This is a genomic window from Streptomyces sp. NPDC015130 (assembly GCF_043080005.1).
In the GTDB taxonomy this organism is placed as follows: Bacteria; Actinomycetota; Actinomycetes; order Streptomycetales; family Streptomycetaceae; genus Streptomyces.
On record NZ_JBIBVC010000024.1, the window covers coordinates 47,993 to 67,415 of the forward strand.

Here is a 19,423-nt window from a genome sequence, read left to right on the forward strand (position 1 = left end):
GGCCGTGGTGCGCGGCCCGGCAGCGGGGCGGGGGTCAGGCGGCGGAGACGGCCAGCGGGCACGGCTGCTCGCTGTAGTCGCCGTCGGGCTGCTGCTGGCAGGAGCACGCGGTCTCCACGCGGATGTGCGGGCAGTGCTCCAGGCCGGGGATCTCGTCGCCGTCGTCGTCGAAGTAGTCGTCGCACTCGCGCTCGAGGCACTCGGTGGTGCCGACCCAGATGGGGACCTGCTCGTGGTCGGCGGCCGGCACGGGGGCGACGGTGGGGCGCGGGCGACGGTGGGTACGGACGCTGCACTGCGACCACGGCACCATCTCGCCGTGCTCGGCCGAGCACTCCCCACAGGCCTCTCCGGCCGGGGCGTCCAGGCAGAGCATCCCGTCGGCGTAGGACTGGTGGCGGTCCATCCACGCGTCCCACGCGTCCGACATGTCGTCCTCGGGCTGGGGGCCGTGGGGGCAGTCGCCGCTGTCGGCGTCCCAGAACCAGTTCTCGGGCTCGTGCTTCTCGGTCTCGGCCATGGGTGTTGCTCCTTCGGTGGGTAGGGTCGAGGTGTCCAGACCGCCCCGATTCCCGCGGGGCGGTTTGCGGCATGTCAGGCGCGGTCGGCGACAGTCCAGCGGCCGGCGTCCTCATCCCAGACCACTCGGTCGGTGTGTCGGTCCGCGCTCGGTCCGTGTCCGGGGCCGATGTGGACGCCGTTGCGGGGGTCGGGGCTGTACCCGGCGTCCTGCAGGGCGTTCAGGGTGTTGGCGAGTCGGTGGAGGAGGTCGTCGATGGTCGTCTGCATGGTGGTCTCGTCTCCTTAGGTTTCAGGCGTTGGTGGTGGGCTTGCGGCGCCGCCGGATGCGGGCGGGGCGGGTGTCGACGGTGTGGCAGGGGCAGTCGGTGCGGTGCTCGCTGGTTCGGCTGGTGGGGGTGATGCAGTGCGTGGTGTGGTGGCCGTCGCGGGTGATGCCGTGGACGATCGTCGGGCGGGCCATGGGGTTCTCCTGGGTGTGGTGGCGGGTCAGCGGGCGGGGTCAGAACGGGACGTCGTTGCGAGGCCAACGGCGCAGGCCCTGGCGGCGGAGCTGGAGCCGGTTGTCGATCCGCCACCAGCGGGGGCATGCGGACGTGCCGCAGTCCCTGCAGTACGAGTCGGCGCTTTCGCCGTCGGGGTCCGGCGCCCAGGCGGTGGTGGCGTGGAGGGGTGCCGGTCCCGCGAGGCGGGCGGTACGGCGGGCGCGCATGCGGGCGAGGATCTGCGCGTCGGTCGGCTGCTCCCAGACGTGCAGCCCGGCGCCGGGCTTCCAGCGGCGGCCGTGTCCGCCCTGTTCGGTTCCGCACCAGCGGCAGCCGTACGGGGTGGGCGGCTGACCGTCGGGGTAGCGGATCGGGTTCCGGCTGAGGCCGGTGGCGGGGTCTCGGGTGACGAGGGTCATTGCGATGTGTCTCCGGGGTGGTGGCAGTGCGGGGCGGGCACGGCCGTCGTGCCGAGCCCGCCCCGCAGGTACCGTTCAGTCGAGGTCGGCCGGGTTGGTGACGGTCACTCCGTCGCGGGTCCGGGACAAGACCCGGTCGTACTCACGCTTCGGGTCGTCCCATCCGCCTCCGCCGCCGTCGAGCGTGAGCGTCTTCTTGTTGACGCGCTTCACCCGGTACGTGTCGACGGAGGTCTGAAAGGTGCGGACCCCGACGATGTCGCCGGGCTGGAAGTCCGCCGGCGTCCAGGAACGGTCACGCTTCGAGAGCCGTTCAGCCATCTCCGTCTTCGCGTCAGCCGTGATTCGGGCCCACCGGGCGTGCTGATCGGCGCGCTGGGCTTCCTTGAAGGCATCGATGGCGCGCTCGGAGGCGGCGTCCGCGCGGGCCTTGTCACGGCGGGCGGAGCGGTAGGAGTGGTGACCGCGAAGGAGGGGCTGCCCTCCCGCGAACCGGCCGTACATGTTGGAGGCCTGCTGGGAGCGGCGTTCGGCTTCCGCCTTAAGACGGTCGGCGCGCTGCTCGGCGGCTTCAGCACGGCGGCGGGCGGCGTTCGGGTCCTGGTTCGGCATGGGCTGTTCCTTCAAGGCCGTGTGGGCGTTCGGGGCGCGGCGAGGTCACCGCGCCCTACCGGTGTCCGGGCGAGTTAGGCGTTAGACCGAAGGGCAGTCGGACTGGCGGCACGTGCAGCGGACGGGCACGCCATCGCTGCGCGTCACGGCGATGTACGGGTGTCCGTGGCGGGACACCTTGACGTGCACGAAGTGGTAGCTGACACCGTTGATCGTCCGACGCCAGAAGTGCTGGACGTTGTTCTCGTACTCGTCCAGTCGCGGGCTGATGCCAGTCGGGCGGTGCAGGACCTCAACGGTGTCGTGGGGGCGAACCAGGTACGGGTCGTCGTCCCACCCGGTGACGGACACGTGCATCCAATCCCCCGCGTCCTGAACGGCGGTGACGGTCTCGGGACGTCCGGCGAGTATGACGTGGTCCCCGCTCTTCAGGTTCATGGGGGAAATGCGCATCGGTACTCCCTTGGGGTCTCTGGGTGGTGGGCCGCGCGCCCCGGAAGGGGAGTACGGAGCGCGCGGCCGGGGTGGGTGGCACTCGTCGGAAGCGGGTCGGTGCACGGAGGGGGCCGTGCGGGCCGCGTGTCCGGGTGCCTGCCCGGGGGTGCCGCCCCCAGGGGGTGTGGGGGCGGCGGGGCTCCCCTGGGGGTTGGGGAGCCGTCTGGGGTGGGGTCAGTACTTGGTGACCAGGGCGCGGTAGTCGCGGCCGTCCAGGCCCCACAGGCGGGCGTGACCGCCGGGCTTGAGGACCTCGGCGTACAGCTCGCGCGTCACCTCGTCGATCTGGTCCTCGGTGAGGTCACGTCGGGTCGTACCAGGGACGGTGTAGCCGCGCCCGTGGCGCTCGATGAGGCGGACTTCGTAGCGGGGCTGCATGGGCAGGGCGTCCGCGCCGAAGACGACGTAGGCAATGAAGCCGAGGTCGAGGTCGCCGACGAGGCGGACGGCTTCGGCGAGGCGGGTCTGGTTGGCGTCGGCGGCGGCGGCCTCGCGGGCGATGACGCCGGCCTGGTGCTGGAGGCTGGCGAGGCGGCTGCTGGCGTTCTGCTGCGCCTCCCAGGAGGGGAAGAGCCCGATCTCGAACTGGCCGGTAAGGGCGCGGATCTCGGTGTGGAGGGTGGCGAGTTCGGTGTGGAAGTCGCGGTCGGTGTGGAAGCCGATGTTGTCGAGCATGGTCCGTCCCCCTGGTTGTTGGGTCGTTGTCGGCTTGACCACCATAAGCCATAACCTATTGCGTGCGCAATAGGTTATACGGCCTCGGGGAAACAGAAAGGCCCGGCCCCACCCGGGACCGGGCCCATCAACGCTGCTCAGAAGGGAGGCTCGTCATCCCCTCCCCCACCCCACGAACCGCCACCGCCCTGCCGGCCACCGCCCGAGGACGAACCGCCCGCAGCCCACGGGTCACCAGCAGGAGCAGCCTGCTGGCCACCACCGCCGCTCCCGCCCCAGCCGCCACCACCGCCCCCCTGCTGGCCGCCGCGGCCGCCGGCCTTCGTCACCTTCGCCGTCGCCGACTTCAGGCACGGCCCCAGCTCGTCGACATCCAGCTCGTACACCGTGCGCTTCACGCCCTCACGGTCCTCGTACGACCGCTGCTTCAACCGGCCCTGCACGATCACCCGCATCCCCCGCGCCAACGACTCAGCAACGTTCTCCGCGGCCTGCCGCCACACCGAGCACGTCAGGAACAAGCTGTCGCCGTCCTTCCACTCGTTCGTCTGCCGGTCGAACACGCGCGGTGTCGACGCGACCCGGAACTTCGCCACCGCCGCACCCTGCGGGGTGAATCGGAGCTCGGGATCGTCCACGAGGTTCCCGACCACGGTGATCACGGTCTCGCCTGCCATGCTGCTGCTCCTTCGTCTGGTCTCTGAGTACGTTCGGCGTCATGCCGCGCGCTGGCCGGTCTTCCCGGCGAACAAGGTCTTGCTGGTCGGCGTCGGCCCCTGCTTCGGCTCCCGGATCGGGCCGCCGTACTGCTGATAGGTCCGACCACGGCATACCTCAGCGATGACCCGGGCCCGGACCCCGAACGCCATCCCGAGCTCAAGATCCGTCTCCCCCTCGAAGCTCCGGGTTCGGATCTCAACCACCTCGCTCCCCACCAGCTCCCTGGACCCGTCCTGCACGAGGGCCTCCGGAAACGGCCGGCCCTCCCGTTCGTAAGCCCGCCGCATGCGCCCCACGAACACGCACGTGAAGCTGCTCCCGTGGCCGTGTTCCCGGTCGATGTCCGCGAACGACATCCCGCGGGAGACGCACAGCGCAATCGCGGCCAGACGCTCAGAGGCGGTGAGGTTGATGCGGGTCCCGTCGGCGTACCGGCGGACCGCAACCTCGTCGTACGTTTCCGTGTCGTCGCCAGCGTCGAGCAGGGGCTCGGCGCCCGGGTCGTCGATCGTGTCGTCGTCCCACGCCAGCGGCCCAACGAACCCGCCCACGGCTGCCGCGCGCCGAGTCCGGTCGGCCACCCACGGCAGGATTCCGAGGTCCTCCGGGTTCTGATTCCACAGCTCGTTGTAGGCCCGCAGGATCGCCCTCGCGAACTGCGCTGTCACCCGCTCGGACGTCAGAGCACGGCTCATCCCGCGGAACGGAACCCCCGCTCGTCCAGCCACGAACGCATGGTTGAAGCCGAGCATCTGCAGGGCCTGCACTCGGCGCCGTGTACCCGTCGGGTCGATCCGCGCGAGGTTGGGGAAGTCCGGCAGCGAGGGCCAGTAGGCCAGGACCGCCGCACCTCGTTCCCGTTCGATCTTCTCCGCCGGCTTGTGGTCGTTGTCGCCGTACATGAGGTAGTCGAGTCCGTCACGGCCGTACCCGAGCAGCACCGATAGGGGACGAACCGGCATACCGGCTGCCTGCAGCCGACGAACGTGCGCTCGGACCGGCTCTGCGGGCATGAAGGGGTCCCATGTGCCCGCCTTCTGCGCTTCCCGACGCCGCGCCTGCCACCGTGCATGCGCGGCCCGCTGTGCCAGTGACGACCCGGCCCTCATACCGCAACCTCCTGCTCGGCCGCAGTCTGCAGCGCCTTGTCGATCTGCAGCCAGCGGGTCAGCGTGTCCCGACTGACGCCGATCTCCGCCGCCGTGTACTTCACAGACGCACCGAGGCTCCGCAGCTGGCGCACACGGTCGGCTTCCACGTCACAGCGGCCCATCGCGACCGATGGACGATTCGGCATCGAGCGGCCCCGCACCGTGAGCAGCCTCCGGCGCTCCATGCTCGACAGGCCACCGAACACGCCGAACTGGTCGCCCTTGGCAAAGGCGTCCTCGAGGCACTGGACTCGGACCGGGCAGCGGCCGCACACCTGCTTGGCTGCCTCCGTCTGGGCCCGGGCGGCCAAACCGTCGCCCACGGGGAAGAACAGCTCGGGGTCCTCGTCACGGCAGGCTCGGTAGTCCGCCCAGTGGCCCTCGAGAGGCGCCGACGCGGCGGGTGATATGGGGCGGCGGGTTTCGGTGGTCATCGGTTCCTCCGGGGTGGGGTGCTCGGGTTACGCGGCCGCAGCCGTGGGCTCGGGCCAGGTGGCCTTGGTGATGGCGGCGCGGTGGGCCTGGGGCATGGGGGTGATGGGGTGGCCGAGCCAGTCGCAGCCGGCGGCCATGAGGACGACGGCGTCCGCGGCGTTGTCGTCGCCGTTGGTGGGCCAGTCGGGCCAGCGGCGGGCGACGGCGTCGACGACGAGGTTCTTGGTGGCGGTGCCCTTGCCGGTGGCGTAGAGCATGCGCTGATTGGTGGAGACGAGGCCGATGGGGATGTCGCGGGCGGTGAGGGCGTTGTAGATCTCCCACCAGAGCCAGCCGCGCTCGTGTCCCCCTCCGCCTGCGCGGGAGAGGGCGGGGGTCTCGATGACGGCAAGGTCGGGGCGGCCGATGGTGTCGAGGATGCAGGTGCGAACGTCCTGGAGCGCGCGGGCGCGGTCGGGGTGGGGGAGCCGGGTGATGGGGTTCTTCTTGTCGGTCCAGCCGACGACCTGGCACCAGCCGTTGCTGGAGGCGATGCCGGTGGCGGTGAGGCTGGTGTCGAGGCCGATGACGGTGGGCGGGTTCATGGGTGCTCCTGGCGGGGTCAGGCGGTCTGAGGGAGGTCGCGGTACCGGGCGGGGAGGTCAACGCCGATGCGGTCGCATTCCTCGGTGAGGTAGCGGGCCCAGGTGTCGGGGTGGTCGGCCATGAGGCGTTTGATGGCGGCATCGCCGGCGAGGCGGCGGAGTTCCTTCTGGCTGGCCTTGTTGAGGCGGGCGGCCTCACGTTCGGCTCGGCAGAGTTCGGTCTGCCTGGCTTTGTCGAGGTGGGCGGCTTCGCGTTCGGCTTGGGCGGTGGCGCTGATGTGGGCTTCGGCGCGGAGTTGCTGGCATTCGGTTCGGCGGGTCTGGAGGGAGGTGCGGTAGCCGAGGTGTCGGCGGCGCCAGTCGTGTGCGGCGAGGGATGTGGTGTCGGCGCGGTCGGCGAGTTGCTGTTCGGCATCGTGGATGAGTTGGCCGAGGATCTTGTGCCAGCGCTTGAGGTTGGCGGGGTGGCGGAGGGCGAGTCGGTCTGTGGCCGGGGCTTTGCCGGTGGCGTCTTCGACGACGGTGGTGCGGAAGGTGATGTCGGGGACGGTCTGGAGGTACTGGACGCGCAGGGGGTCGGCGTCGGTAGGGTTGAGGGGTTCCTCGGGGCGGTGCTTGGTGAGGTGCCACCAGGTGCAGGGGCAGGCGTAGGGGTAGAGGGTCCCGACGGCTATGAGGGAGCGGCGGGCGCCGGATTGGGCGCCTTCGCGGGTGGCGTAGCGGTGCTTGTCGGGGGTGGGGCAGTCGGTCACCGGTTCTCCGTCTCCGGGTAGTCGTCGTGGATGCGTCCGTCGAGCTCGCGGCCGGCGGCCTTTTTGCCGATGCGGGCGATCTCGACGCGGTGTCCGAGGTCGTCGACGGGGTCGCCGAGGAGGAGGGCGCCCTTGGTGGTGCCGCCGATGACGAGGTAGCCGGTGGGCTTGTACTCCCCCCACTGCTTGAACAGGAAGGGCACGTTGGCCTGGGCGCATTGGTCGCGGAGGCTGCGGAACCAGTCGGGGTGTGCGGGGCGGGCGCCGCGGCCGGACTCTCCTCCGGCGACGACCCAGTTGATGCCGTGGCGCTGTCGGTCGCAGCAGCCTCCGGCGTGGACGTACGAGGCGGTAAGGCCGTGGCCGCGTTCGCTGCCCATGGTGCGGACGGCCTCCTTGAGGTCGATGGGCCCGAGGAGGGGTTCGGCGCTGATCCAGCGGATGGCCGCGGGGGTGTCGAGGAGGGCGGGGATCCGGATGTCGGCCCACGGCTGGTTCTCGACGGAGACGCCAAGCCACAGGTTCGGGAGCGGCCAGGTCCAGTCGTTGGCGGGGAGGCCCTTGCCGTGGGCCATGGAACGAACCTGGTCGACGAAGTTGGGGTCGTTGAGGAGGGTCCGCATTCGGGCGTGGCGCTTGGTGAGGAGCTGGAAGGTGTGGCGGCGGGCGGCGGCCATGACCGCGACGATGTTCGCGATCCACAGCTGGGGCACTTCGGCGTGGAAGAGGTCGCCCATGGAGTTGACGAAGACCTTGGCGGGCTTGCGCCAGGTGAGGGGAGCGTTGACCTTGTCGTCGCGGATGCGGACGTCGAATCCGTGGGGGAAGGCGGCGGTGCCGCGGAAGCGCTCGGCGATGGTCTCGGCGTAGCAGTTGTCACAGCCGGCGGAGATCTTCGAGCACCCGCTGACCGGATTCCAGGTGCGGTCGGTCCATTCGATGGTGGTGGTGTCACCCATGGCGGGCTCCTTGTGAGGGGCTTGGGCGTCGGGTCGGCGGGGCGTGTCACCGCCGACCCGGCGGGTTCAGGTGGCCGTCTTGGAGAGGTGGCGGCCGAGGGCGAGGAGCGCGAGGGACGCGGCGGTGGTGGCGGCGAGCTGACACCAGGCGCGGGTCATGCCGTCATCTCGGGCAGGTCGCGGCAGTCGGTGTAGCGGCGGGCGAGCGGGCCGTTGTGCGGGTCCTCCTGCTGTCGGGGCAGCGGGGGGAGTTCGGCGCCGGGGACGTCGGTCCAGGGGCCGTACCACTGGGAGTCGTCGTCCCAGGTGCGGACGGTGCGCTGCTGGGCGTAGACCCGGTCCCACGGGTGGGCGCGGCGCGCCGTGTGAACGGCGGCGACGGCCTTCTCGGCGCTGTCGGCTCCGTCGACGCCCCAGCCGCCGATGACCTGGTACTCGACGTGGTCGGTGGGGTCGGAGCCGGTCGGGATGATGGCGTCGCGGTGGGCGCGCAGGGCCTGGGCTGCGTCGCTCAGGGCCTCGTTGGTGGTGTGCCGTTCCTGCTGGAGGTCGGCTACCTGTGCTCGCAGTCGGTCGGCTTCGGTGGAGAGGTCGGGGGCGAGCCAGCGGGCGACCTTGTCGCGGGCTTCCGGGTCGAGGAAGAGGGCCACGGGCTGTCCGTCGTCGGCTACTGCGCCGATGATCAGGTTCGGCTCGTCCTCGGGCGCGGGCTCCATGGCGACGTCGTACCGGGACACGATGAGGGGGTCGGTGCTGGTCATGCGGCACGCGCCAGGAGGTGGTGGGCGATGTCGGCTTCGGTGGCGGTGCGGGCGGCGTTCTCGTGTCGGATCTCGAGGACGCGGGCGGTGTATCCGGCGGCGTACATCGGGTCGTGCAGGTCGGTGATGTGTGCGGCGCGGGTGGTGAGTTCGTCGAGGGTGGCGCCAGTGGTGTGCTCGTCGTAGGCGTCGGCGCGGCCGGCGTAGTAGGCGGGGTCGTGGCCGCCGGTGATGGTGGTGGCCAGGGTCATGAGGCTCATGGCGGTTCCGTTCTCGGGCGGGGTGCCGGGGCTGGGTGGCCCCGGCACGGGGGGGCGGCGGTCAGGCGGCGGCCGGGATGGTCTGGTGGGGGATGGTGGCGGTGGAGTCGGCGGCGCGTGCGGCGCGGTCGAGGAGGCCGATGACGTCGCTGGTGCCCGGGCGGCGGTGGCCGAGGTGGGGGTCGGTGGCGGCGAGCCAGCCGGCGAGGTGCTCGATGAGGTCGTCGCCGTTGCCGGAGTCCGGCGGTTCGGTGGGCAGGACGCGGGAGATCCAGGCGAGGGCGGCCATGGTGGGCTCGTTGGTCTCGATGAGGAGGCGGGCGTGGTCGGGGTTGTCGAGGAAGGCGCCGGGGGTCTTGCCGGTGACGGCGCGGAAGACGGCGGCGGGGATGTCGAGGCGGCCGTGCTCGTCGACGAAGTGGCGGTGGTCGGGGTTGATGAGGCCGTGGTGGTTGAGGAGCTGCTGGGCGGTGCGCAGGATGAGGCCGGTTTCGGACATGGGTGTCTCCCGGTGGGTGCTGCGTGGGGTCTCTGCGGGGGTTGGTCCGGCCCGGCCGCGAGGGAGTGGGGTCCTCGACCTGGCGGCCGGGCCGGTGCTGGAGGGGGTTAGTCCTCGTGGGGTGCGGGGTGGCTGTCGGCGCAGGCGGCGCACTGGTAGCGGGGGAGGTTGTACGGGCCGGACGGCTCGACTTCGCGGAGGCCGGGGGCGGCGGGGTCGAAGATGGCGTCGCATCCGCAGTTGCCGCAGGCGCACTTGGCGATGCTGCCGCTGGCGGGGAGGTCGATGGCGATGGCGAGGGCCGCGAGCTCCATGGCCCGGTTGTAGGTGACGGCGTCCGCGGCGTTGTCGGCGTGTTCCATGCAGGTGTCGAAGACCTGCTGCTGGAAGGAGTAGAGGCCGTCGTAGTAGGCGAGCGGCGGGGTGAGGCGGGTGTGGGTGAGCACGGTCATGGCGGCGCTCCAGGGTCAGTTACTCCGCACCGCCCGGGTGGGGTGGTGCGTTGTCGGCTTGACCACCGTAAGCTATAACCTATTGCCTGCGCAATAGATTATAGCCGTGTTGGGGTAGCAGAAAGCCCCGCTCCCCTGGGACGAGGGGAACGGGGCTGGCTGGGATGCCGCAGGGGCGGGGCTGTCAGGGCACGGTGTGGGCGACCCAGTCGCCGTGCGCGACCAGAAGGTCGGAGTACGAGACGTACACGATGCCGAACACCGTCGGGGCGTCCAGCTTCCGCTCCTTGACCCACCGTCGGATGGTGGTCTCCGAGACGGGATGCCCGGTCTGGGCGAAGAGCTTCGTCGCCTCCTTGTACGTCACCAGGTCGCTGCTTCGCGTGTACGGCTGGATGGTGCTGATGGCCACGTGGGCTCCCGGGTTCTCGGCGCGACCGTCGTTCGCAGCTCCGGCGGCCGATATGCGGGTTGGTGCGGGTCACCGGACGGCGGGAAGCCCGTCAGGTGGTGAGGGTGTCCTGGTGGACGACTGCTAGACCCGTGAGGGGGCCGTTAGGTTGCGCGCGCCGCCCGGTTGTTTCGGCGGGCGATGTGGTCCTCGGCGAGCTGCTTGAGCGTCCAGGTGGTGTGCTGGCCGTCGTCGTCGGCGCAGTGCCGGTTGAGGCAGACGACTTCCTCGTGGACGCGGTCCCAGATGAGGCCCCAGGTCACGCAGTTCGGGCAGGAGTGCCGTCGGATCACCTTGGAGTCGCCCATGACGATGGCGTGCTCGAGGCCCTGGCGGTAGATGACGACGTCTCGGGCCTGCTGGCGCGCGGCGTCCAGGTGGTCGGTTTCTTCCACGAGCCATCGGTAGATGCTGTCGGCCTTGGCCGGCGGCGCGGTGGAGGGGGCCTGGTTCTCGCGCATGCTCGCGGCGAGGGCGACGACTTCGCCGACCGATTCGCGCATGTGGTCGAAGACGGCCAGGCGGATCGGTGTGCCGGGTTCGGTGGACTTGCTGACGCGTTCGGCGCGCTGACCTGCGCCGGGTACCAGGTACTCGTCCTGGAGGAGGCGGAGGCGTTCCGCTGGGTTGAGGGTGTCCCCACTGCTCATGCTGTCCCCGTCCGCTGTGCGGCCCTCTCGGGCGCGGGTGCGTGACGGTGTGCCAGGGACGCGCGCCCGGGGCCGGAGTTGCTCACTCCGGGTGGTTCCGGACGCCTCATCGTGGCACAGGTGGGGTGCGTGTTGACAGCGCTGTGTACGGATCGATCAACTCGCCGCGATCGAGAACCGACCGTTGGGTCGCATTCCTCTTGGCATATGCCCTGATTAGACGAGGTCCGGGGCCTGCGCCATGTCGCTCAGCATGGCCCGAAGATGTTTCCACCCGTCGTCGTCGATCACGCTGTGGGCGTGGGCGCCGTTGACGAGGAGGACGGTTGCTTCGAGGGCGGTCCGGTACGCGGCGGCGGTGGCGGGGTCGTTGAGGGACTGGCCGGAGGCCTGGTACATGGCCTGGATGGTGAGGGCCGCTTCGAAGGCCGGCGTGGTCGGTGCCGGATCGGGGGCCGGCGTCGCTCGGACGCCTCGACGGTGGCGGCGGTCGGCTAGATGGATCACGGATCCTGCGCCGGGGCCAGGCGGGCCGGCCGGGGGCGCGGGGGCGTGCTCTGCTGAGGGCATCGGGGGCGTCTCCGCTCCGTGGTGGCAGTGTGGGAAGGGTCCTCGGTCCGAGACTTCCCTGTCCGGGCCGCGGGTCCGGGGAGACTGCCTGACACCCCGGGTCTGTAACTGTGCATGCGTTCTGGCCGTGTGGCGAGGATCTGGTTTGCTTTTCACACCCCCCTCACCCCCCAAACTAGGATGCACTGGGCCATATTGACCCGCGTTTGGCTGAAATCGGTACGGAACCTGCATGCAGCCGGTAGAGGGGCATGAAGAAGCCCCCGCGGGCCAGGACGGAGTTTTGCCGACAACGTCTGGTTGGCCTGCAGGGGCCCAGAGACCTCACGGGCACGCCCGTCAGATGACGGTGATTGTAGCCAGCCGCCTCGCCAGGCGGTAGCCGTCAGGTCTTGGCGATGCGCTGCGCCGACTGAAGCGCCTGCAGGCGCATGACCAGCCGCCGCTGCTGATCGACGGGCATCTGCTCCATGATGAGGTCCGCCACAGCCGCCGCGTCGTGCCACGGCACGGGAGGGCTCGCCGCGCCGGACGGTGCCGCCACTTCCGGCGCCGTTCCGCCTTTACCGTGGCGGGCTGCCGGAAGTTCCGGTTCAGCGGTGTGCGAGCTTCGCTCCTCGCGCTCCACTATTACGTCGTAATGAGCCGAGCTAGCGGTCTCGGACGGCGGGGGCGTGTGGGGTGGCTGGTCGTCGGTGGCCGCCTCGGGAGCTGCGGTCTTGGCCGCCTCGGCCACCTTGGCCGCCTTAGCCGCCTTGTTGGCAAGCGCGGCTGCCGCCTTGGCGGCGCGGACTGCCTCCCGCTCTCTCTTCAGCTCTTCCAGCCGGTTCTCCTGGTTCTCGGGATGCTGATTCCCGACCCGTCGGAGAAGGTCGACAGACTCCGACCCTTCAACCAGGCGCTGCTGCAGCTCGGGAGTCAGGTTCAGCAGTGCCAGCCGTTGTGCGACCCACCCCTGGGATCGGTGTAGCCGGGCGGCGAGAGCCTCTTGCGTCTTGTGTACGGCAAGCAGCTGCTGAAGCGCTTTTGCTTCGTCGAGATGCTCAAGGTCTCGGCGGTGCACGTTGGCGACCAGCGCGGACTCGAGGAGTTGGTTGGCGTCGCTGCCCATCTCATCGTCGACCATGACCTTGATGGTCTTCAGGCCGGCCTCGCGCGCCGCGGCAAGGCGGGAGTTTCCCTCGATTACGACGTAGCGCGTATCGGGCTCGAGGGCGCCTTCGTTGTCCGGGCTTGCTGCCAGGTATGCGGCACGGCCCATGATGGAGATGGCCGTCTTCTGGCCGTGGTCGCGAAGGCTTCCCGCGAGCTCGGTCAGGTCTCCCAGCTCGCTGCGCGGGTTGTCGGGGTTGAGGCTGATGTCCTCGACGGGCAGGTGCGTGATGGGCTGCTGCTCCTCCTCCGCCTCGATACCCATGGCCCGGTTGAACTCGCGACTTCGGGCGCTCCGGACTGCCCCGAACGATGCCGAGGGGCCAAGGGCTTCCGCTTTGGAGGTCATGACGTCACCCGCTTGGCAATCTCCCGCATGGCTTCCGACTGCTCGCAGAACGGGGCGTAGGAGAGCAGCGGGGCCTTCTTTCGGACCGCTTCACGCTGTTCCTTGAGGTCGTTGATGACGGCAAGGACAGGCGGGTCGCCGAGCTTGCGCCACTCCGCGAGGGATGTGGTGGCGATGGCGCCACGGCGGCTGTCGTAGAGGTTCACGACCAGTCCGAGGTAGTCCACCTCGACGCGAAGGTCGCTACAGAGATCCTCTATCTGTCCGGCGAGCATCCCGTAGGCGGTGGCCGAGGAGTCTTCCGCTAGGACGGGGATGACGACGCCGGAGACGCCGGCGGGTTCGCCTTGGCGGCGTCGGCCGTAGTACAGGGCGGCGTCCATGGCGATGCCGAGGCTGGGCGGGCAGTCGACGACGATTACGTCGTAATACGACTCGACGGTGGCGAGGGCCAGTTCGAGGGCGCTCTCCTTCTGGAATCCGCGGGTCTGTACGTACTTCACTCCGACGCGGGCGTCCAGGAGGAAGCCGTCGAAGCACGAGGGGAGGACGTCCAGGCGCTTCCCGAACCGGGGGTCGTCGACCGTGACGATGAGGTCGCGGAGGTCTCCGTCGCCCTCTCCGCACATGTGCGCCACGAGGCTGTCGTGGCCTGGAGGGGTCTGGGCGATTCCGAGTTGGTCGGAGAGGTGTCCCTGGGGGTCGTAGTCGACGAGGAGGACGCGCTTGCCCATCTCGGCGTAGGCCTGGGCCAGCCCGGCGGAGATGGCGGTCTTGCCGACGCCACCCTTCTGGTTGCAGACCACCTTCCGTTCCGGGATGCCGCCCTCGGGGCGGTCACCGGGGGACGGGTTGACGTCGAGCCATCGGCGTACGGCCTGGGCTAGACCCTGGATGAAGGACACGTTGCGTTCGGTGCAGGTGTCCTTGAAGGCGTCGTACAGGCCGGTGGGGAGCCAGGTGCTGAAGGAGTCGGCGCCGGTGGTGTTGACGCTGCTGGCTGCGGGGGGCTGCGTGCGCCAGGTCTGGATCGCGGAGGTGACGGCGTCCTGGATGTCGAGCTGCAGCTCGGCGGCGCGCACCTTCAGTTCTTGCTTCAGCGCAGGAGGCAGCTTGGACGCCACCTTCTCCCTGTCGCTAGGGGGGTTCGGAGATGCCATGGCGTCACCTTACTGACCCCGAGGGGTTCAAGATGCACTTGGTGCCGGAATTGCGCGTGTTGGCGTCGGCCCTTTGGTATTACGCCGTAATACGAGGTGCTGTTGCTGGGTCGCCGCCCAGGGCGCAGGGCTCGGTATTACGGCGTAATACGGATCAGGCAGCGCCGAGCACTTGCTGAGGCTGGCGACCGCCGACGGGCCGTCCGGTGCGGGCATAGTGCCGCGCGGCCTGAATGCTGGCATCGATGCCGGTGACGGGTGCCTTGCTCTGCTGGAGTTCGAGCTGGGCCAGGTACTCGGCGTGCTCCTCGGGCGGGAGCCGGCGGGCGACGAGGGCGGCGTCCTGGCGGGCGCGCGCGGCTTCGACGCGGTCGGCGAACTCCGTGAGGTTGACCGGTTCGCCGCGGTGTTCACGGTGGGCGGCGAGTGCCCGGTGGTAGCCGGCCGAGGCGGTCTCTCGGGTCCGCGCGGGTGCGGGGGCCGGTTCGGGCTGCACGGGATCGGGGGTTCTCGGCGACGGGCCGAGGGAGGCTACGGGCAGGATGCCGATCTCCTGCACAGTGTTGCTGCCGAGCTTGGTGTTGATCTGCTGGCGGAGCTGGCGGCCGAGGAGGCGGAGGTTGGCGGCGTAGGCGTGGGATCCGGGGCGCAGGTCTAGGCGCCCGATGTCGGCGTGCCACGCGACTGCGATGACGCGGCCCTCGAACTGCGGGCACAGCTCGGTGAACCGGTCGAGGATGCTGCCGCCGCGGACGCCGGCGGCCCAGCCCTGTTCGGTGCCGAGGCGCTCGAGAACGGTGGCGAAGGTCTGCGGGTCGCGGCCGCCGCCGTCGGTACGGCGGCGCTGGGCGCGACGGATGGGCTGGGCGGGTCCGGTGCCGGGGCGGCGGCCGGCCTTGTAGGCGGCAAGGGCCTGGCGGGCGAGGTCGGCGCCGGAGTGCGCGGTGGTGCTGGGGTCTGTCATAGCGTTCACCTCCAGGGGTGGGTTGATCAGAAGGCGGGGGCGGGGGTGTTGCGGAGGGTCTGATCGACGAGCCAGTTCGTGTAGAGGCGGCGGACGTCGCGCTCCGGCATGCCGCTGTCGAGGGCGGCGAAGATGAGGCCCGGGTCAGCCTGGGCGGCGGCCCGAAGGGACAGAACCACGTCGCGGGGCAGGTCCTCAATGCGCTGCTCGTCGTCGGCGCCGACGACCACTGCCTCACCGGGAGCAAAGGCGGCCGCCTCGACGGCGGTCACGGCGGCGGCGAGCGCGTTCTGGGCGGCGCGGCTCTGCGGCAGCTGCACCTCGGCGTCGGTCTCGCGCTGCTGCCGGACGGCGGCGATGCGGGCCTTGCGCGCGGTCTCCTCCGCGCGGTGCCAGCCCTCCACGGCGGTCGCCCGCTGCTGGGCCGTGGCCCACAGCTGGACGGCGCCCTTGAGACGGTGGGCGAGGAGCGCGGAGGGGCGGCGGGCGGACGGTGCTTCGGCGAGCGCCAGGAAGGCGCGGACCTCGTCGACCGTCCAGCCGGCGTCCGCAACGTGGCGGGCCACCCAGGCGATCCGGGGCACTGCAGCGTTCGCGAGCCACGGCACCTCGGTGACGAGCTCCCGGGCGAGCTGGTACCGGCGCCCGACGGTGTTGAGCTTCCGGGCGGTCGGCTTCTGCTGCTTGGGGGTGGGGGACGGCTTCTTCCCGCTTGCGAGTTCTTCCTCAGAGGGAAGCGAGAGAGAACCGGTAGGAGAACCAGCTGAGGTACCTACCTGCATTGGGGTGCAACGCCCCCCGCGGTCCACAGACTTGTCCACACCCCGCTTTGTCCGCTTACGCCGGATCTTGCGTGCGGCCTTCCTCGCGAGGTCACCGATGGCCTTCCGGCCCTCCTCCGCGATCCCTACCGCGACCCGCGTGTGCGCCGGGGCGGCTTCGTCGCGCAGCACCGTGCGGATTCCGAGGGCGGCGTCGAACTGGACGGGGATGACTCGCTCGTAGACGGATGCCAGCCGGACGCGGCCCGCGATGCGGGTGCCCTTCGACCGGTACACGAGGAGCCCGGCCTCGCGGAGGATCGCCAGGTGGTACTTCACCGTCCGCGGGGATACGCCGAGCTTCCGTGCGAGGTAGTCGATGCTCGGCCGGCACTCGGCGAGCGCGGAGATCTCCTGCGCGATGAGGATGGTCGTCGGGCCCCACTTCGGGCCGTGCGTCTGGGACGGGGTGTAGAGGCCGGAGCCGCCGACCCAGTGCACGGACTGCATCCACGAGTACGCCTCGGGCGCGATTCGGCCCGTGGTCGTCGACAACCACTGCTCGGTCTCCGGGACACGGAGGGCCTCGAGAACCGGGGCCTGGCGGCCCTGAGTGCCACCAGCCGGGGTGGAAATAAGCCGTGAATCGCCCTTACGGGCGCGCGGAAGCTGACAAGACGGCTGCGCGTGCTGCAAGATGTACTCGCTTTCGCTTTGTACCTGCGGACAGCAAAAGGCCCGCTCTGGTGGGTCTGGGTTCGGGAAGAACCAGAAAGTCGCTCGAACGCTTGAGCCCCGTCGCCAAACGGGTCCCGAGATTCGGGCCTTAGCTCGGACGCCATATCCGAGCCGTAGGAAGAGGGCCGCGCACGGTGCGCCAACACCAAGCGGCCGGCGGTTGAGGAAGTGCCCCCGCCAAGGGGCCCAGGACCTCCCGCCTAGGAAGTCGCTACGTCAATCGCTCTCCCTCACTGGGTGTGGTTTGCCCCTGCGGTTCAGCGGGGGAAGTCTCTTCGTCGGGCAGCACGGTCCCGTCCTGCGCCCACACGACGTAGCGCCGGTACGCACCCGCGACGACAGCGAGGGCGCGGTGGTGGCCCTGGTGGTTGTCGGCGTCGTTGCACAGCGATCCGAAGTCCGCGCCCGGCGCCGTGTAGGCGGAGGGGCACAGTTCGCTGTCGGGGAGATCAGGGAAGGTGTGGGCGGCCGTGATGACGACGGCTCGGCCCGGGCCCGTCATGCGGTGGTCGAGGTAGACGTGGCGTGGTCCGCGCTCGTCGCCGGTGTGATCTTCACGGCGGTGCGCTGGGTCCCACTGGTTGCTCGCCCGGGTGCCCGGGTACTCTTCGGCATAGCGGCCACGCTTTCACTTGTGTCGAAGCTGGTGTGTGTGGTCCGGCCCCGCTCCTCGGTGTTAGCGCACCGGGGGTTGCAGCGGGGCCTTCTCTCTGTCTGGGGGCTCCGTCCGGCCTCTCGCGTATCTGAGTGGTCGTCTGGCGCAAGGCGAAGCCTATCGGTTGAGCTCGCCACTCGGCCAGCTCCCTTCCGGATCCGTTCGGCCGTGTCGTACGAGCCGACTTGTCATCAGATATCCAGGTCATCGGACAGTCGTGCGGATCCTCGCGGTTGTCCTACGAGAACTCACACTAAATAAGGCGTTCATGCGGCGGCCCGGCCTGCCGGAGAAGAAGGACGGGGCAGCAAAAAGGAAGTGGGGGATTCCCGGCCGGTGTCGAGGTCGAGGACCTGGCCGTCGTGGGTGTCTCGGCGCGCGGTGGTGGCGCGACGTGCGGAGCGCGCGGCGGTGGCGGCTGCAAGGCAGTCGCCGCACCGGCATCCGAGGTGGTTGTAGCGGGACTCCCCGTGCGGAAGCTCCTCCCGCTGGGCATCCCGCACTTGTTGTCCGCGGGATTTCGCTTTCCTTAGAGCCGCGGCGAAGGCCTTGTCGGTCTGTGCTCGTCGCGGGGGGACGTTGTAGTGGAAGCCGACGAGGGCGGAGGCGTCCTTGATGGTGGAGCCGGCTGCGACTTCGTCGAGGAACTGCTGCCATACCTCGGGGGTGATTTGCGCGGGGCGGCCGCGGCCCCGGGTCACGGGTGCTGCCGTGCGGGGTCGGTGTCGGCGGGGTGGACGGTGGCGAGGGTCCGGCTGGTCTGGGTGGCCATGGCTGCGTATCCGGCGTCGGCGAGCGCGGCCTTGAGGCGTCGGAGTCCGGCGGCGTCCCACTGGGGCTGGTCGACGATCCGGCCGAGGCGGTAGCCGACGGCGAGTGCCTGCTTCCAGACGCGGTCGACGACTGCCGGGTCCAGGTCGGGGAAGAGGAGCTCGGGCAGTTTCTCGGGTTGGCCGACGACGTGGAGTTCGGCAGCGTTGATGAGGCCGGCGAGGTACTCGCCGTGGCTGGTGGCCCGTTCGGCGAGGGCGTGGTCGGCGGCGGCCGCCGCCGTGGTGGTGGGGTGGGTGGTCATGCGGCTCGGGCCTCCAGGGTGCGGACGGGCAGGAGGAGCGGGACGGTCCGTACCGCGCGGGTGACGAGCGCGAGGTGCCGTCGGGGCGCGGCCGCAGGGGCGGGCGCCGGGGTGGGGGTGGTGCGGGGGTAGTCGGGCAGGCCGGGGATGGCGAGCTGGATGGGGCGGCTGGGGGCGAGGCGGCGCTGTCGGGTGCCGTCGGTGGTGGGGGCGGCGGCGATCGGCCAGCGGCCGTCCGGGACGATCCGTGTGCGGGCCGGGAGGATCTTGTGCTGGATGGCGGCGGCGAGGAGGTCGTCGCGGGACGCGGTCTCTTTGTCGAGGCCGAGGAGCGTGCACAGGGCGGCGCGGTGCCAGTTGGCCGTGCGCAGGTCCATGCCCGCGCGGTAGGCGACGAGCTCGGCGTCGGTCTCGCGGGCGAGTGCCCGCAGCACGGCGAGCTTCGTCGGGGCGCCAGCCGCTTCGAGCCGTCCGGCGGGCGGGGCCGCGGGTTCTGCCGGGACCGGTACGGCCGAGCGGCGGTCGATGAGGGCCCGGTGCCGTTCCAGGGACTTCTGCCCGCCCCAGATGCCGTCCGGCTCGACCAGGCCGCCGCCGGGGATCTCGGTGTTGGCGTACGCGGCGCAGGCGGCGAGGACGGGGCAGCGGTGGCAGATGTCGATCGCGCGCCGCTGGTGGTCCAGGCGTTCGCCCGGCTCCTGGCCGCCGTCGATGGTGCTGATGCCCCAGGCGTCGAGCGGCAGGTCGGGGTCAGCGGCGGACTGGGTGGGCTGGTCAGGGTCGGGGGCGCAGCCGCGGTAGGCGTAGTGGCGGTGTTCGGTGAGGGCGGTGAGTGCACGGCTGGTGGTCACGGGGTGGGTCCCCCTTCCTGGGAGTCGCGGATGAGGCGGGCGTAGGCGGCGTCGACGGTGTCGGTTGCGGCGGTGAGGACCTCGTCGGCGGCCCGCTGCTTGGCGAGGCGGGCGCGGAGGGTGTTGAGGTGGTTGGCGTCGCTGGCGCGGATCAGGCGGGCGTTGAGCGCGCGGGCGCGGGTTCGGCGCCGGTGGTAGGCGGTGCTGGCGGCGTAGCCGACGAGGACGCCGGCGAGCGCCCAGAGGGTGTGCAGGACGGGCTGGGGCAC

At 70.6% G+C, this 19,423-nt stretch carries 28 protein-coding genes; all 28 read right to left on the reverse strand.

What is annotated here, in order from left to right; genetic code table 11:
- Positions 1–34: 34 nt before the first annotated feature.
- Positions 35–520 (reverse strand): hypothetical protein, encoded by a 486-nt coding sequence (locus ACF08F_RS34710; protein ID WP_392302525.1) that lies wholly within the window; start codon positions 518–520, stop codon positions 35–37.
- Between the two features lie 74 nt (positions 521–594).
- Positions 595–789, reverse strand: coding sequence for a hypothetical protein (locus ACF08F_RS34715; protein WP_392302526.1), 195 nt, complete (start codon positions 787–789; stop codon positions 595–597).
- 22 nt (positions 790–811) lie between these two features.
- Complete coding sequence (locus tag ACF08F_RS34720) at positions 812–982, reverse strand: hypothetical protein (RefSeq protein WP_392302527.1); 171 nt, start codon at positions 980–982, stop codon at positions 812–814.
- A 39-nt stretch (positions 983–1,021) separates the two neighbouring features.
- Positions 1,022–1,423 carry a hypothetical protein gene (locus ACF08F_RS34725; protein ID WP_392302528.1) on the reverse strand — a complete coding sequence of 134 codons (402 nt, stop codon included), beginning with the start codon at positions 1,421–1,423 and terminating at the stop codon, positions 1,022–1,024.
- A gap of 75 nt (positions 1,424–1,498) precedes the next feature.
- Positions 1,499–2,035 (reverse strand): DUF3560 domain-containing protein, encoded by a 537-nt coding sequence (locus ACF08F_RS34730; RefSeq protein ID WP_392302529.1) that lies wholly within the window; start codon positions 2,033–2,035, stop codon positions 1,499–1,501.
- 81 nt (positions 2,036–2,116) lie between these two features.
- A complete protein-coding gene (locus tag ACF08F_RS34735; protein WP_392302530.1) occupies positions 2,117–2,488 on the reverse strand; it encodes a hypothetical protein in 372 nt (123 codons plus the stop codon).
- A 216-nt stretch (positions 2,489–2,704) separates the two neighbouring features.
- Entirely contained in the window at positions 2,705–3,205 is a 501-nt protein-coding gene (locus ACF08F_RS34740) for a hypothetical protein (protein ID WP_392302531.1), read from the reverse strand.
- A gap of 137 nt (positions 3,206–3,342) precedes the next feature.
- On the reverse strand, positions 3,343–3,882 hold the full coding sequence (locus ACF08F_RS34745; protein WP_392302532.1) for a single-stranded DNA-binding protein: 540 nt from the start codon (positions 3,880–3,882) through the stop codon (positions 3,343–3,345).
- 39 nt (positions 3,883–3,921) lie between these two features.
- Complete coding sequence (locus tag ACF08F_RS34750; RefSeq protein ID WP_392302533.1) at positions 3,922–4,866, reverse strand: hypothetical protein; 945 nt, start codon at positions 4,864–4,866, stop codon at positions 3,922–3,924.
- 164 nt (positions 4,867–5,030) lie between these two features.
- The gene (locus tag ACF08F_RS34755) at positions 5,031–5,510 is read right to left on the reverse strand and encodes a WhiB family transcriptional regulator (protein ID WP_392302534.1); all 480 of its coding nucleotides are present in this window, start codon (positions 5,508–5,510) and stop codon (positions 5,031–5,033) included.
- A 27-nt stretch (positions 5,511–5,537) separates the two neighbouring features.
- Positions 5,538–6,095 (reverse strand): hypothetical protein, encoded by a 558-nt coding sequence (locus tag ACF08F_RS34760; RefSeq protein ID WP_392302535.1) that lies wholly within the window; start codon positions 6,093–6,095, stop codon positions 5,538–5,540.
- 17 nt (positions 6,096–6,112) lie between these two features.
- Positions 6,113–6,847, reverse strand: a complete 735-nt coding sequence (locus ACF08F_RS34765) for a hypothetical protein (RefSeq protein WP_392302536.1) — start codon at positions 6,845–6,847, stop codon at positions 6,113–6,115.
- Positions 6,844–7,806, reverse strand: a complete 963-nt coding sequence (locus ACF08F_RS34770; protein WP_392302537.1) for a DUF5131 family protein — start codon at positions 7,804–7,806, stop codon at positions 6,844–6,846. Before ACF08F_RS34770 ends, ACF08F_RS34765 begins: the two co-directional genes overlap by 4 nt.
- Before the next feature lie 155 nt (positions 7,807–7,961).
- Complete coding sequence (locus tag ACF08F_RS34775) at positions 7,962–8,567, reverse strand: hypothetical protein (protein WP_392302538.1); 606 nt, start codon at positions 8,565–8,567, stop codon at positions 7,962–7,964.
- Entirely contained in the window at positions 8,564–8,827 is a 264-nt protein-coding gene (locus ACF08F_RS34780) for a hypothetical protein (RefSeq protein WP_392302539.1), read from the reverse strand. The genes ACF08F_RS34775 and ACF08F_RS34780 overlap by 4 nt, the downstream gene beginning before the upstream one ends.
- A 61-nt stretch (positions 8,828–8,888) precedes the next feature.
- The gene (locus ACF08F_RS34785; RefSeq protein WP_392302540.1) at positions 8,889–9,326 is read right to left on the reverse strand and encodes a hypothetical protein; all 438 of its coding nucleotides are present in this window, start codon (positions 9,324–9,326) and stop codon (positions 8,889–8,891) included.
- 107 nt (positions 9,327–9,433) lie between these two features.
- Positions 9,434–9,778, reverse strand: a complete 345-nt coding sequence (locus ACF08F_RS34790) for a hypothetical protein (protein ID WP_392302541.1) — start codon at positions 9,776–9,778, stop codon at positions 9,434–9,436.
- A 184-nt stretch (positions 9,779–9,962) separates the two neighbouring features.
- A complete protein-coding gene (locus ACF08F_RS34795; protein ID WP_392302542.1) occupies positions 9,963–10,190 on the reverse strand; it encodes a hypothetical protein in 228 nt (75 codons plus the stop codon).
- 143 nt (positions 10,191–10,333) lie between these two features.
- Positions 10,334–10,879, reverse strand: a complete 546-nt coding sequence (locus tag ACF08F_RS34800; protein WP_392302543.1) for a hypothetical protein — start codon at positions 10,877–10,879, stop codon at positions 10,334–10,336.
- 216 nt (positions 10,880–11,095) lie between these two features.
- The gene (locus ACF08F_RS34805) at positions 11,096–11,386 is read right to left on the reverse strand and encodes a hypothetical protein (protein WP_392302544.1); all 291 of its coding nucleotides are present in this window, start codon (positions 11,384–11,386) and stop codon (positions 11,096–11,098) included.
- 448 nt (positions 11,387–11,834) lie between these two features.
- The gene (locus ACF08F_RS34810; protein ID WP_392302545.1) at positions 11,835–12,950 is read right to left on the reverse strand and encodes a ParB/RepB/Spo0J family partition protein; all 1,116 of its coding nucleotides are present in this window, start codon (positions 12,948–12,950) and stop codon (positions 11,835–11,837) included.
- Complete coding sequence (locus ACF08F_RS34815) at positions 12,947–14,110, reverse strand: ParA family protein (RefSeq protein ID WP_392302546.1); 1,164 nt, start codon at positions 14,108–14,110, stop codon at positions 12,947–12,949. The genes ACF08F_RS34810 and ACF08F_RS34815 overlap by 4 nt, the downstream gene beginning before the upstream one ends.
- Before the next feature lie 154 nt (positions 14,111–14,264).
- A complete protein-coding gene (locus tag ACF08F_RS34820; protein WP_392302547.1) occupies positions 14,265–15,074 on the reverse strand; it encodes a hypothetical protein in 810 nt (269 codons plus the stop codon).
- 26 nt (positions 15,075–15,100) lie between these two features.
- Positions 15,101–16,390 (reverse strand): ArsR family transcriptional regulator, encoded by a 1,290-nt coding sequence (locus ACF08F_RS34825; RefSeq protein ID WP_392302548.1) that lies wholly within the window; start codon positions 16,388–16,390, stop codon positions 15,101–15,103.
- Positions 16,391–17,494: 1,104 nt separating this feature from the next.
- Positions 17,495–17,929, reverse strand: coding sequence for a hypothetical protein (locus ACF08F_RS34830; RefSeq protein WP_392302549.1), 435 nt, complete (start codon positions 17,927–17,929; stop codon positions 17,495–17,497).
- Positions 17,926–18,303, reverse strand: coding sequence for a hypothetical protein (locus ACF08F_RS34835; RefSeq protein ID WP_392302550.1), 378 nt, complete (start codon positions 18,301–18,303; stop codon positions 17,926–17,928). Before ACF08F_RS34835 ends, ACF08F_RS34830 begins: the two co-directional genes overlap by 4 nt.
- Positions 18,300–19,154: a WhiB family transcriptional regulator gene (locus ACF08F_RS34840; RefSeq protein ID WP_392302551.1), complete on the reverse strand. Its 855-nt coding sequence runs from the start codon at positions 19,152–19,154 to the stop codon at positions 18,300–18,302. The genes ACF08F_RS34835 and ACF08F_RS34840 overlap by 4 nt, the downstream gene beginning before the upstream one ends.
- Positions 19,151–19,423, reverse strand: a complete 273-nt coding sequence (locus ACF08F_RS34845) for a hypothetical protein (protein ID WP_392302552.1) — start codon at positions 19,421–19,423, stop codon at positions 19,151–19,153. The genes ACF08F_RS34840 and ACF08F_RS34845 overlap by 4 nt, the downstream gene beginning before the upstream one ends.